This window comes from Mycobacterium sp. (genome assembly GCF_040398885.1).
Classification (GTDB): domain Bacteria; phylum Actinomycetota; class Actinomycetes; order Mycobacteriales; family Mycobacteriaceae; genus Mycobacterium.
On the sequence record NZ_JBBATF010000057.1, the window covers coordinates 3,164 to 16,377 of the forward strand.

The following is a 13,214-nucleotide window of genomic DNA, read 5'->3' on the forward strand; positions in this document are numbered from 1 at the left end:
CCGGAGGCGGATCGCGCATCGGCGCCGAGCGAGGAGCCGGAGGCGGATCGCGCATTGGCGCCGAGCGAGGAGTCGCCGAGCGAGGAGCCGGAGGCGGATCGCGCATTGGTGCCGAGCGAGGAGTCGCCGAGCGAGGAGCCGGAGGCGGATCGCGCATCGGCGCCGAGCGAGGAGCCGGAGGCGGATCGCGCCCCGGCGCCGAACCCGGTGAGCCTGGCCGTCGACTGGTTCCGGCAGCACCTGGTGGCCACCGTGGCGGTCGGACTCGTTCTGGCGTCTGCGATCGCCGCCGCCTCGGTCTATTGGTGGCTGTACCGGCCGGACCGGCTCACCGACGCGGCAGCCCGGCAGCAGGTCGTCAGCGCCGCCAAGGAGGGCACCGAGGCGCTGCTGTCCTACTCCCCGGAGAACCTCGACGCCGACCTGGCCAACGCCAAGTCACACCTGACCGGTGAATTCCTCAGCTACTACACCGATTTCACCGACGAGGTCGTCGCACCGGCCTCCCGCGACAAGGGCGTCAAGACCGAGGCCAACGTCGCGCGCGCCGCCGTCTCGCAGATGCGTCCCGGTCACGCCGACGTGCTGGTATTCGTGAACCAGGTCACCACCAGCAAGGAGCGCCCCACCCCCGCGCTGGCCACCAGCAGCGTCATGGTGAACCTCGTGGAGAACGGCGGCCGCTGGCTGATCTCCGGTTTCAACCCGGTCTGAGCGGCGGGCCTTCACCCGCCCAAAGGCGGGGGAGTTGGGGACTTACGTCTCTGTTGTCCGCCCGGCCGGTCCGGCCACAGTGTCTGTCAGACGTCTCGTGGACCAGGGGTGGAGATGACACCGGATTTCCCGCAGCCCGACACCGTGCGCGCGGTGCTGACGATGGCGACGCGGGCGCCGTCGGTGCACAATTCCCAGCCCTGGCGCTGGCGGGTCGGCGCCGACAGCCTGCACCTGTACGCCGACCCCGGCCGGCATCTGCCCGGCACCGATCCCGATCGGCGCGACCTGGTGCTCAGCTGCGGCGCGGCGCTGCACCACTGCACCGTCGCACTCGCGGCGATGGGCTGGCACGCCACCGTCGACCGGCTGCCCGACCCGCGCGTGCCCGACCACCTGGCGGCCGTGACCGTGACATCGCAACGCCCGGGCGACCTGGACATCACGCTGGCCGCGGCGATCTCCCGCCGCCGCACCGACCGCCGGGCCTACAGTTCCTGGCCGGTGCCCTGGGGAGACATCGCGCTGATGGGCGCCCGCGCCGCCCGGGCCGGGGTGATGCTGCGCCGGATCGAACTCCTTCCCCGGTTGAGCGCGCTCGTCGCCGAGGCGGTCTGGCGGCACGCCGCCGACTCGGACTACCGTCGCGAACTCGCCGCCTGGGGCGGACGGCGCGGGCCGGTGCCGGACGACGGCGTGGTGGTGGCGCTGGGCACCGAGACCGACGACGAACTCGCCCGGTTGCGGGCGGGGGAGGCCACCAGCCTGGTGCTGTTGTCCGCCACGGCGATGGGGCTGGCCACCTGCCCGGTCAGCGAACCGCTGGAGATCCCCGAGACCCGCGAGGCGGTGCGCGCCGACGTGTTCGGGGCGACCGGCCACCCGCAGATCCTGATGCGGGTCGGCTGGGCGCCGGTCGACGCCGACCCGCTGCCGGCGACCCCCCGCCGGCCACTGGACGACGTCACCGACTGGGGCGAAGCGCCGGCTAGACCGACGGCGGGGAGGGGTCCGGCGCGGACTTCAGCGGCACCACCGAGAACTGCTCGCGCACCTGCTCAAGCGGCAGGTGCGCGATGGACAGGTGATCCAACTGGCTGAGGTCGACCGTGCACTTCGTCCCCCGCGCGAGGCCTTCGCCGAGGAAGTCCGGGACTCCCACGCGGTCCAGGGTGGCCACTTTCGCCCGGATCTCGCCGTGGTTCAGGACGCCGGACTCGTGGATCGACATGGTCAGCAGGAACTCCAGCCAGTTATGCCGAGAGTCGTTGGTGGCCAACAGGAATCCGGATCGGGCGATCTCGCCGGGTGCCGTCGGCTCGTAGCCGGTGATGACGTGGTTCATGTCGTGGTTGACGTAGTGCGCGGGCAGGTGGGTGTCATCACCGGGCAGCTCGATGTTGTTGCGCCGGTAGAACTCCAGGTACTGGTAGCCCAGCGTGTCCTCGGGCAGATCGTGCAGCACCTTCAGCCGCTCGGCGAGCGTGTGGTCGGGTTTGTCCAGACGTAGGTACCGGTCCCGCAGCGACAACTCCGATATCTCCGGCAGGATCTGCTGATAACAGCGTTCCAGGTCGGTCGCCGCGGCCTCCGCGCCTCTGACGATGGCGGTGCGGGTGGTCTCGATCTCGATGTCGTCGACGTGCATGGCCGAGACGTACCGCTCGGCGAGGTCGACCTGCTCGAGCGACATGGGGTGTCGGCAGAGTTCGAGCGTCATCATCATCTCGGCGAAGCGCAGCCGGGCCTCGGGCCGTGGCAGCCTCCTCGCCACCTCGTCCGCGGACAGCGGAGTCAGGTTCTGCACGACGATGTCGTCGCGACGCCACAGGTCCCGAGTGATGGATTCAAGAACGGTCATCTGCTCGGCGGTCGGGCCGCTGCTGATCGAGATGCCGCCGAGCAGTCCGGCGACCACCGGTTCGACTTCGTCGGCCAGCAGAATCAGCACGGGGAATCCTTCCGCGCGGGGCGGCTCACAATTTCACGATTCCGCGCGTGACCCGCCAGCCGCCTGTCAGCGTCGAGCCGCCGTAATCCTTGGCCAGGCGCAGCAGGGTGGCGTGGAACCCCCGATTGGGGAAGGCCGCCTCGACGTCCTTGATCGCGGCCCTGCTCACGCCCTTGCGTACCAGGCCCTTGGAGGCGTCGATCCAGTCGGCCTTCCGGCACGCCTCGATGATCCGCTCGTGCGGCCCGCGGTAGGGAAGCACCTTGTGGTGCCAGTGGATGGCTCCGCGCAGCACCTCGGGATCCAGGCCCCAGCCGAATCTCTCGTTGTCGGAGAGCGCCACGGCTTCCGAGGGCTCCAGGTAGGCCAACTCGTGGTCGGTCCACAGCCCGATGTCGTGGTAGACGAACACGGTCTCCACGACCTGCTCGTCGGCGGCGGCGCCGCCCAGGAAGTGCATCGCGTAGGTGGTGGTCCGGTACACGTGGTTTCGGTAGCCGGGGAAGTCCGCACCGATCCGGCTCTCGTAGCGCGAGAGCAGTTCGTCGACGCGCGGACGCGCGAGCCTTATCTCAATGCCAGACAATTCACGGCTCCTCGCGACGGGTTCAGTCGAAGCGTACCGAGGTGCCGGGCATCAGCGTCTCCACCCGGCCGCGGCACTCGATCCGGATCGGCGGGTGATCGGCCGGATCGAGGCTGACTTCCGCACTGCGGCCCAGCACCGTCAGGTGCATCCGGTACCCGCGGTAGTGGATCGGCATCCGCAGGGCGCCGAGGCTCTCCGGCCACATCGGGTTGAGGATCAACCGGTCCGCTCGGGTCTCCAGGCCGGTGAAGCAGCGCTGCAGCAGATCGACGCTGCCGGCCATCGCGGCGATGTGAATGCCCTCCGCCGTTGTTCCGCCCTGGATGTCGGCGACATCGGAGGCCAGCACCAGTTGGAAGTAGCGCATCGCCCGTCGGCGGTCGCCGCGGGCCAGCACCCAGGCGTGCACCACCCCCGACAGCGTCGAACCGTGGGAGGTGCGGTGGGAGTAGTAGTCCACCGTCGCCGGAATCTGGTCCGGGGTGAACCGATATCCCATGCGGGCGAACAACTCCCGCAGTTCGTCGGCCGACAGCAGATAGAACAGCATCAGCGCGTCGGCCTGCTTGGAGGCCTTGTACCGGGTGACGCTGTCGTTCTCGGCTTCCAGGATCCGGTCCAGGCGCTGGATGTCGCCGTACTTCGTGCGCAGTCCGTGCCAGTCCAGTTCGGCCAGTTCGCCGTACCCCTCGAACTGGCTGATGACGGTGCCGCCGGGCGAGGACCCGGTGGCCGGGCTCGAGTGGAAGGGCACGTACATCCGCCGGCTGACCTCGTCCCACCGGTCGAGTTCGCGGCCCTTGATGCCCAACGTCTCCATCAGGTCCAGCCGACTGCGCAACGGCAGGGCGTCGAGTGCGTCCAGAGCCCGCACGATCACCCACACCGCCATCACGTTGGTGTAGGCGTTGTTGTCGATGCCGTCGTAGGGGCGGTCCGGGTAGCCGGAGTGGAACTCGTCGGGCCCGATCACCCCCCGAATCACGTAGCGGCCCCGCCCGTTGTCGAGAGTTTCGTCGAACTGCGCCCGGCTCACCCAGAACCGGGCGATCTCGGCCAGCATCTCCGCGCCGTTCTCGATCAGGTAGCGCAGGTCCCCGGTCACCTGGTAGTACTGCCAGACGTTGTAGGCCACCGCGATCCCGATGTGGTGGGCGCGGGCGCTGGCGTCCGGGTTCCACCGGCCGGAGTTCGGGTTGAGATGCAGCTTCGGGCTCTCCTCCCGGCCGTCGCTGCCGGACTGCCACGGGAACATCGCACCGGCGTAACCGGCCTCCCGGGCGGCCCGGCGGGCCTCCGGCAGGCGCCGGTAGCGGTATCGCAGCAGCGCCCGGGTGATGGTCGGGGAGCGCAGATTGAGCACCGGGAAGACGAACAGTTCGTCCCAGAAGACGTGACCCCGGTAGGCCTCGCCGTGCAGGCCGCGGGCCGGCAGGCCGGCGTCGAGGTCCTCGGCGCGGTTGGGCACGCTCTGCAGCAGTTGCAGCATGTGCAGGCGCACCACCCGCAGCGCGTCGGGGCTCTCGTCGAAGGCGATGTCGAAGCGCTCCCACAGATGCGCCCACTCCCGCAGATGCCCGTCGCGCAGTTCGCCGTATCGGCCCAACCGGGACAGCAGTCGCCCCGCGGCGTCGCCCGGTTCGGAGATGGCGTGGTCGCGGCCGGTGAAGATCGCCGCCATCTTCTCCACCGTCACCGACTCGCCGGCGCCCACCGCCACCACCAGGACGTGGCCCGCCCGCCGGGGTTCGTCGACGAACCGGACCTCCGCGGTCAGCCGGGCCTCGCCCCGCCAGGCGGTGGTGCGGGCGGCCACCGCGATCGGAATCCGGGACTGGACGGTCTCGCAGACCAGCAGCGCGGAGTCCGGCGAGAGCTCCCGCGTCGCGGTGGGCACCAGATGGTCGCCGGAGAGGTCGCGGTAGCGCTCGACCCCGCCGTTGCGGACGTCGCCGTCGATCGTGGACAGGAATTCCACGGCGCCCGACCAGTCCTCGGCCCACAGCGTGGTCTGCAGAGCGCAGGCGTGCGGCACGTGCATCGCGGCGATGCGGCGCTGCAGCACCCGGGTGGTGCGTCCGGAGCCGTCCCGGAAGCGGAACTCACGGGTCAGTTCGGCCCGCCGCAAGTCCATGTTCTGCCGGTAGCTGAGCAGGTCGGCGGAGTCGACGTCGAACCACTCGCCGCCGTCGATGCGGAACTTCAGCGACAGCCAGTTCGGCAGGTTGACCAGACTCTCGTTCTCCACCGCCAGGCCGGCCACCTCGTCGGAGAGCCGGTTGTACAGCCCGGCGGCATAGGTGCCGGGATAGTGGAACGGGCCGGCGTCGGCCTCCGGTGCGCAGCCCCGGGTGGCGCGGTACCCGTTGCCCACCGCGCACAACGCCTCCCGAAGCCGTTCCTGCTCGGGCAGGTAGCCGCCGAAACTGAACGACCACGGGCTGGCCATGGTCTGGCGCTCGATGTCGCACTGCTCGACCAGCCGCTCGATGAACTGCCGCACCTGGTCGGGGCTGTCCAGGCAGAAGCGTGCGCCGGTGGCCCGGTCGCCGTCCTCGGTGTGGCGCACCACGATGCCGACGCCGTCGTGCAGGACGGCGTCGAACCCGTCCTCGTCGGTCAGGTCGTCGCCGATGAAGATCGGCAGCAGCGGCTCCTCGCCGGCCACCTGGTCGACGATCCACTCCAGCGTTCTGCCCTTGTCCCACCGGACATTCGGCCGTAACTCGACGACCTTGCGGCCCCCGGTCACCTTCAGTCCGAGGCGGTTGCCGACGTGGTGCACCGCCGCCGTCACGGCCGCCGCCGCGTCGGGGCCGGCGTTGCGGTAGTGCGCGGCCACCGCGTACCGCTTGTGCTCCACCTCGACCCCCGGTATCGCGGCAAGCCGTTCGGACAGCTCGGCGGCCGCCAGCTCCAGCAGCGGAATCGCTTGGGCGGCAGTCTCATTGCCGTGATAGGTCCCGTCCGGGCCGACCATCTCGAACCCGTGGCTGCCGGCGTACCAGATCCCGGGGATGCCGACCCGGTCCCGGATGTCCTCCAGGCCGCGGCCGGACAGCACCGCGACGGGGTACAACGCGGACAGCGCCTGCAGCGCCTTGTCGGCGCCGGGCACCAGGACCGCGGTGCCGGGGTGGTCGACGATCTCCGAGAGCGTGCCGTCGAAGTCGAAGAAGATCGCCGGGCGCCGCGCGCCGATCACGCCGGCCAGTTGACCGAAGGACGCCAGCGCGTCGGGCAGTCCCGACATCCGGCGGCCGATCGCCCGCACCCGCACCTCGGCGAGGTCGCCGACCACCACGTCGGCGCCGTGCTCGCGCAGCGCCTCGGCGGTCTCCTCGCCGCGGCCGACGCCGATCACCAGGGCGAAGCCGCCGGCCTGCGCGGCGGCCACCCCCGCCTGGGAATCCTCGATCACCACGGCGCGGCCGGGCCGCACCCCCAGCCGCCGGGCCGCCTCGGCCGGCACGGCCGGATCCGGCTTCCCGGCCAGTCCGAGTTCCGCGGCGACCACGCCGTCCACCCGGGCGTCGAAGAGTCCGTTCAGCCCGGCCGACTCCAGCACCGCGGCGCAGTTGCGGCTGGCCGAGAAGATCGCGACCCGCACCCCCGCTTCGCGCAGTCGCCGCACCAGTCCGACCGCCGACTCGAAAACCGGCACCCCTTCGGCGATCCGGGCGGCGAACAGGGCCTGCTTGCGGTTACCCAGGCCGCAGACCGTCGCCGCGGTGGCCGGGTCCGACGGACTGCCCCACGGCAGTTCGACACCCCGCGCGGCCAGGAAGTCCCGCACCCCGTCGAGGCGCGGTTTGCCGTCGACGAGCCGACGGTAGTCGGCGGCGGTGAACGGGCCGTGGTTCTCCGCCGGCGACGGCGGGCGGGCCGCGAGGTAGGTGTCGAACAACTCCGCCCAGGCCGCCCGGTGGATCGCGGCGGTGTCGGTGACCACTCCGTCGAGGTCGAACAGCACCCCGTCGTGGTAGCGCGGGTCGATCCTGACCCGTTGGGCGGCGGCGGCCTCGCTGACCATGCCATCGACCCTAAGCCAGCCTCCGGCGCCGGGGCGGATCAGGGGACCAATGCCCCTGCCCGCGGGGATCCGGCCCGGTTAGGGTGGTAACTACCCCGGGGAGGGCCGGCGGCACACGGAAGGACATTGGAATGTCAACTGCGGCAAGCAGTCTGCCGATCGTCGTCGGAGTGGACGGGTCTTCGGCCGCCAAGGTGGCCGTCGACTGGGCGGCCCGGGACGCCGCCTTCCGGGGCGCCGCCCTCAAACTCGTGCACGTCCTGGTCCCGCCGGCGGTCATGGCGTTCCCGGACGTGCCCATGCCGACCGGCTACCTCCAGTGGCAGGAGGAGGCCGGCCGGAAGCTGCTCGACGGCGCGGTGGAGACGGTGCACGCGGCCCTCCTGGAGTCCGGCGCCGAGGCCCGCGTCGAAGTCACCACCGAGCTGACCGCCGGCCCGGCGGTGCCGACGCTGGCCGACCTGTCGGCCGACGCGCAGATGATCGTGGTGGGATGCCGGGGCCACGGCGCGCTGGCCCGCGGGCTGCTCGGCTCGGTCAGCACCGGGCTGGCCCATCACGCGCACTGCCCGGTGGCGATCATCCACGACGAGGACCCGCTGATGCCGAATCCCTCCAAGGCGCCGGTCGTGGTGGGCGTGGACGGCTCCCCGGCCTCCGAGGACGCCCTGGCGATCGCCCTGGAGGAGGCCTCGTTCCGCGGGGTGGACCTGGTGGCGGTGCACGCCTGGAGCGACACCGGGGTGTTCGAGTTCCCCGGCGCCGACTGGTCGGTCCTGCAGGCGGTGGGGGAGGAGACCCTCGGCGAGCGGTTGGCGGGCTGCCAGGAACGCTATCCCGACGTGCTGATCCGCCGGGTCGTGGTGGCCGACCGGCCGGCCCATCAGCTCCTCGAGCAGGCCGAGTCGGCCCAGCTGCTGGTGGTCGGAAGCCACGGCCGCGGCGGCCTCGCGGGGATGCTGCTGGGGTCGGTCAGCACCAGTGTGGTGCACGCCGCCCGGATGCCGGTGATCGTGGCGCGACGGCGGTGACGGGGGCGCGCCGCTCAGGGCAGCGGGGCGACCCAGCGCACGACGGTCCCGCCGCCGGGCGCGGTGTCGACGGTCAGCTCACCGCCCACCTCGTCGGCGCGGGCCCGCAGGTTGTTCAGGCCGCTCGGGGTCACCCCGGCGGGTATCCCACAGCCGTCGTCGGCCACTTCGACACTCAACTCGTCCTCCACCCGGACCGCGACGGTCAGCGACCGGGCGCCGGAGTGCCGCACCGCGTTGCTGACCGCTTCGCGGACCACCGCTTCGGCGTGGTCGGCCAGCGTCGCGTCCACCACCGACAGCGGGCCGACGAAGTGCACACCGGTGCGCAGGCCCTGCCCGGCGAACGCCGCGACGGCGTCCTCGACCCGTTGGCGTAGCCGGGTGGCTCCCGGCGCCCCGCCGTGCAGGTCGAAGATCGTGGTGCGGATTTCCTGGATCACCGCCTGCAACTCGTCGACGGTGTCGGTCAGGCGCTGCGCGACATCGGCCGACCCGGACCGCGGGATGGCGCCCTGCAGGGTCAGGCCCGCCGCGAACAGTCGCTGGATGACGTGGTCGTGCAGGTCGCGGGCGATCCGTTCGCGGTCGGTGATCACGTCCAGTTCACGCATCCGGTGCTGGGCGTCGGCCAACTGCCAGGCCAGGGCCGCCTGGTCCGCGAAGTTGGCCGTCATGGCCAGTTGCTCGTCGCTGAAGCCGCGCGCCCCGCGGCGGCGCAGCACCACCAGCACCCCGGCGACCGCCTCGGCGGTCTGCAGCGGCAGCAGCAGGGCCGGGCCGGCGTCGGGAACCAACTCCGCGACGGTTCCTAGGTCGCCGAGGTCGCTCACCCGGCGTGCGGTGCGGGATCCGAACACCTCGCCGACGACGCTGTCGCGCAGGCTGATCGGTGCGGCGCAGCCGGAATCGCCGGCCGCTCCGGAGGTTTCGGCGACCACCAGCGCATCGGTGTCCGCCGAATCGGCGGCCAGCGGAACCGCCACCAGCACGGCGTCGGCTCCGGTGAGCCGCAGCGCCTCGTCGGCGATGAGCCGGAAGACGCGGCTGGGCTCGGTCTCGCGCAGCAACTCGGTGGCGATGTCGCGGGTGGCCTCGATCCAGGACTGGCGGGCCCGGGACTGTTCGTAGAGCCGGGCGTTGGCGATCGCGATCCCGGCGGCCGCCGCCAGCGCCTCCACCAGCACCTCGTCGTCCTCGTCGAACGGCTGGCCGCCGGCCTTCTCGGTCAGGTAGAGGTTGCCGTAGACCTCGTCGTGGACGCGCACCGGAACGCCGAGGAAGGTGTGCATCGGCGGGTGGTCGGCCGGGAACCCCACCGAGTCCGGGTGCATCCGGATGTCGTCCAGCCGGATCGGTTTTGGGTCGGCCATCAGCACCCCGAGCACGCCGCGCCCGGTCGGGGGCGGACCGATCAGCCGGCGGGCGTCGTCGTCGATGCCGACCGCCACGAACTCGACGAGTTCGTCGCCGTCGGATCCGCTGTCGCCGCGGACCCCCAGCGCGCCGTAGCGGGCGTCCACCAGTTCGGTCGCCGCCCGCACGATGGTCTGCAGGGTGGTGTCCAGATCCAGCCCGGAGGTGACCACCAACATGGCTTCGACCAGACCGTCCAGCCGATCGCGGCCCTTGACGATCTGCGCGACCCGGTCCTGCACCTCGACCATCAACTCGCGCAGCCGCAACTGCGCGAGCGTGCCGCGCAGCGGCGAACCCGGCTCGGCACCCCCGGTCCGGGCCATCAGAACTGCCGTCGCTCTTGACCGACTTTCGAGGCGAAAACCGCCGCCTGGGTGCGCCGCTCCATGCCGAGTTTGGCCAGCAGCCGCGAGACGTAGTTCTTGACGGTCTTCTCCGCCAGGAACATCCGGGCGGCGATCTGCCTGTTGGTCAGGCCCTCGCCGAGCAGTCCGAGCAGCACCCGCTCCTGTTCGGTGAGCCCCGACAGCGGGTCGGAGCGCTCCGCCGCGCCCCGCAGCTTGGCCATCAGCGCGGCGGCGGCCCGGTTGTCCAGCAGCGAGCGCCCGGCGCCGACGTCCTTGATCGCCCGGGCCAGCTCCATCCCCTTGATGTCCTTGACGACGTAGCCGCTCGCACCGGCCAGGATGGCGTCGAGCATCGCCTCGTCGGAGGTGAACGACGTCAGCATCAGGCAGCGCAGGTCGGGCATCTTCGACAGCAGATCCCGGCACAGTTCGATGCCGTTGCCGTCGGGCAGTCGCACGTCGAGGACCGCCACGTCGGGCTTCAGCGCGGGGATCTGCGCCATCGCCTGGGCCACCGAGCCGGCCTCGCCGATGACCTCCAACTCGGGATCGCCGCCGAGGAGGTCGACCAACCCCCTCCGGACCACCTCGTGGTCGTCGACGAGGAACACCTTGACCATGTGTTCCACCCTATCCGCCGAAGCCGGTGCGGTGGCTACTCAGAGCAGCCGCCGGCTGCGGTGGCTACTCAGAGCAGCCGCTGGCGATCGACGACCAGCACCGAGCAGTCCGAGTCGTGCAGGGCGGCCATGCCCGCGGGCCCGAGCAGTTCGCCGACGGCGGCGGTGCTGCCGGCGCCGACCACCACCAACTGGACCTCCGCGGCGTGCTCGGCCAGATAGCTCAGTCCGCTGTCGCGCACGGCGACCGGTTGCACGTCGAGGTCGGGGTAGCGGTGGCGCCACTGCTCGAGGCGGCGCTCCAGGTGTGCGCGCACCATCCGGCCCGGCCCCTCCTGCGTCCGCGCCCCGCGGTCGTCGGACTGCCAGGTGCCCAGCGCCCGCAACGGCGCGTGCCGCATCCGGGCCTCGCCGACCGCGTACTGCAGCACCGCGGCGGCATCCGGGGTCTGGTCGAGTTCGACCACCACCCAGCCGCCCGGTCGCGCGCCGCCGCGCACCACCGCCACCGGGCAGTGCGCCGCCGCCGCCAGCGCCGCGGCCGTCGACCCGACCCGGGCGTGGTCGAAGTGCCGGAGGCCGACGGTGCCGACGCACACCATCGCCGCCCTGCGGGACGCCTCCAGCAGAACCTCGGTGGGGTGGCCCGCGACGACCTCGCAAGTCGGCGTGACCGCCACGCCGGTCGCTTCCACCGCGGCGGCGGCGGTGCGGAGGGCCGTCTGCGCGGCGGCGGTGTCACCGTGCTCGGCGGCGGCCATCAGGCGCAGCGGCAGATCCCGGCCGACCGCCTCGTCGAGAGCCCACCGCGCGGCGCGCTCGGCAGCCCGCGATCCGTCGACGCCGACGACGACCGACGGTGCGGCTAACGGAGCGGCCGGTGGGCCCATGGTGCCCATTGTGCTCCGGAACTCACACCGGCGCCCGCACCGGCACCGGGCCGGCGGTCCGGGTGAACAGCCGTTCGGCGTCCTGCCGGGTGCACGGCGCGGTGCCGGGGGTCAGCAGCATCGCCGCCCCGGCGGCCACGCCGAGTCGCACCGCCTCGCTCAGCGGCCAGCCGCGGGACAGTCCCACCGCGACCCCGGCGACCATCGCGTCCCCGGCGCCCACCCCGCTGCCCGGCGGCACGGCCACCGGGTCGTAGCGCAGGGCGCCCCCGGCGGTGACCAGCAGCGCCCCCTCGGCCCCCCGCGACACCAGCACGCATTCGGCCGCGCCGCGTTCCACCAGTCCGGCGGCCGCGGCCGACTGCTCGGCCTCGCCGGGCAGGTCGCGGCCCACCAACTCGCTCAACTCCCGCACGCTGGGCTTGATCAGGAACACCCCGGAGTCGACGTGGGTGAGGCCGCCGCCGGAGGTGTCCAGGATGAACCTCGCGCCGGACCGCGCGCAGACGTCGGCCACCTGCTGGTAGAACTCCGCCGGCACCCCCGGCGGCAGGCTGCCGCTGGCCACCACGATCTGCGCCGAGGCGGCCGCGTTTCGCAACCGCAGCAGGCACTCGGCCTGCTCGGCAGGGGTCAGCTCGGGCCCGGGCAGCACGAAACGGTACTGGCCCGACGTGCTGGTCTCGTTGACGGTGAGGCTCTCCCGGGTCGATCCGCCGATCGAAACCCGATGCACCGCAAGGCCTTCGGCCACCAGCAGGCTGTTGACCAGCTCCCCGGCCGGCCCGCCGGCCGGGAACACCGCCAGCGACGACGCCCCGAGCACCGCGGCGACGTGGGCGACGTTGATCCCGCCGCCGCCCGGGTCGTAGCGGGGGGCCGAACACCGCAGCTTGTCGGTGGGCCGCACCACCGCGGTGTTGGTCGTGATGTCCAGGGCCGGGTTCATGCACAGCGTGACGATGTCGGCCTTCGCCTCCAAGCCGGCCCCTTCCGCAGCTACAGACCGGTGGGATAGGTCTCCGGGTTCTGCCCGGCGATCCAGACACTGGTCGGCTCCAACGGCTCCAGCGCGCGCGTGGAGTCGATATGGATCATCGCATCGAACTGGTCCGACGGCCGCACATGGAAGTAGTGACTCTGCCGCTCGGTCTGCGGCAGGTAGATCACCCCGATGGCCCGCCCCAGCCGGACGACTTCCAGCGCCGCCGCGGCGGGGGAGCCGTCGTGGCAGGCCACCATGAAGGCCGGGTTGCCGGTCTCGTGCAGCAGTTCCTCGATGCTGCCGGGCAGGGCCGGCCGCACCGTCTTGTGTTCGGCGATCCCGCCCCAGTCGCTGGCCGCGGTCACGGTGCCCGAATACGTGGAGAACCCGATCAGCCGGCACAGCGGGCCGTACCGCTCCCGGGCCAACTGGCCGATGGTCAGCTGGCCGTCGGCGGAGACCTCGGTGGCTCGGGCGTCCCCGACGTGGGAGTTGTGCGCCCAGACCACGATTCGCGCCGGACCCCGATGCGTCCCGCCCTCGGAGTCCAGGTGCTCGTTCAAGGCGGCCAGGGTCTGCGCCATGTGCTTGTCGCGCATGTTCCACGACGTCACCCGGCCGCCGAACATGCCCCG

10 protein-coding genes and 1 pseudogene are annotated in these 13,214 nt (G+C 72.0%); 3 read left to right on the forward strand and 8 right to left on the reverse strand.

Features of this window, described 5'->3' with window-relative positions:
* Positions 1 to 714 (forward strand): hypothetical protein (locus tag ADBZ5U_RS07480; RefSeq protein ID WP_526263973.1); only part of this gene is annotated, 714 nt, incomplete at its 5' end.
* Between the two features lie 114 nt (positions 715 to 828).
* Positions 829 to 1,695 (forward strand): annotated as a pseudogene (locus ADBZ5U_RS07485) (Acg family FMN-binding oxidoreductase); the annotation flags it as partial.
* Positions 1,696 to 1,702: 7 nt separating this feature from the next.
* Here the strand turns inward: ADBZ5U_RS07485 and ADBZ5U_RS07490 are convergent.
* From ADBZ5U_RS07490 to otsB, 3 genes are read right to left on the reverse strand one after another with little or no spacing between them, the layout of a single operon-like run.
* Entirely contained in the window at positions 1,703 to 2,665 is a 963-nt protein-coding gene (locus ADBZ5U_RS07490; protein ID WP_526263975.1) for a hypothetical protein, read from the reverse strand.
* Positions 2,666 to 2,690: 25 nt separating this feature from the next.
* Complete coding sequence (locus ADBZ5U_RS07495; protein WP_526263977.1) at positions 2,691 to 3,251, reverse strand: hypothetical protein; 561 nt, start codon at positions 3,249 to 3,251, stop codon at positions 2,691 to 2,693.
* Between the two features lie 22 nt (positions 3,252 to 3,273).
* The gene (otsB, locus tag ADBZ5U_RS07500) at positions 3,274 to 7,287 is read right to left on the reverse strand and encodes a trehalose-phosphatase (protein ID WP_526263979.1); all 4,014 of its coding nucleotides are present in this window, start codon (positions 7,285 to 7,287) and stop codon (positions 3,274 to 3,276) included.
* 131 nt (positions 7,288 to 7,418) lie between these two features.
* Here otsB and ADBZ5U_RS07505 point away from each other — a divergent pair, with 131 nt between their 5' ends.
* On the forward strand, positions 7,419 to 8,318 hold the full coding sequence (locus tag ADBZ5U_RS07505) for a universal stress protein (RefSeq protein ID WP_526263981.1): 900 nt from the start codon (positions 7,419 to 7,421) through the stop codon (positions 8,316 to 8,318).
* 14 nt (positions 8,319 to 8,332) lie between these two features.
* Here the strand turns inward: ADBZ5U_RS07505 and ADBZ5U_RS07510 are convergent, their stop codons facing one another.
* From ADBZ5U_RS07510 to ADBZ5U_RS07530, 5 genes are all read right to left on the reverse strand, one after another.
* Positions 8,333 to 10,060 (reverse strand): sensor histidine kinase, encoded by a 1,728-nt coding sequence (locus tag ADBZ5U_RS07510; protein ID WP_526263983.1) that lies wholly within the window; start codon positions 10,058 to 10,060, stop codon positions 8,333 to 8,335.
* On the reverse strand, positions 10,060 to 10,704 hold the full coding sequence (dosR, locus tag ADBZ5U_RS07515) for a hypoxia response regulator transcription factor DosR/DevR (protein WP_526263986.1): 645 nt from the start codon (positions 10,702 to 10,704) through the stop codon (positions 10,060 to 10,062). Before dosR ends, ADBZ5U_RS07510 begins: the two co-directional genes overlap by 1 nt.
* A 68-nt stretch (positions 10,705 to 10,772) precedes the next feature.
* Positions 10,773 to 11,594: a universal stress protein gene (locus tag ADBZ5U_RS07520; protein ID WP_526263988.1), complete on the reverse strand. Its 822-nt coding sequence runs from the start codon at positions 11,592 to 11,594 to the stop codon at positions 10,773 to 10,775.
* A gap of 22 nt (positions 11,595 to 11,616) precedes the next feature.
* Positions 11,617 to 12,576 carry a 1-phosphofructokinase family hexose kinase gene (locus ADBZ5U_RS07525; protein ID WP_526263990.1) on the reverse strand — a complete coding sequence of 320 codons (960 nt, stop codon included), beginning with the start codon at positions 12,574 to 12,576 and terminating at the stop codon, positions 11,617 to 11,619.
* A gap of 17 nt (positions 12,577 to 12,593) precedes the next feature.
* The coding region (locus ADBZ5U_RS07530) for an erythromycin esterase family protein (protein WP_526263992.1) at positions 12,594 to 13,214 on the reverse strand (621 nt) is incomplete at its 5' end.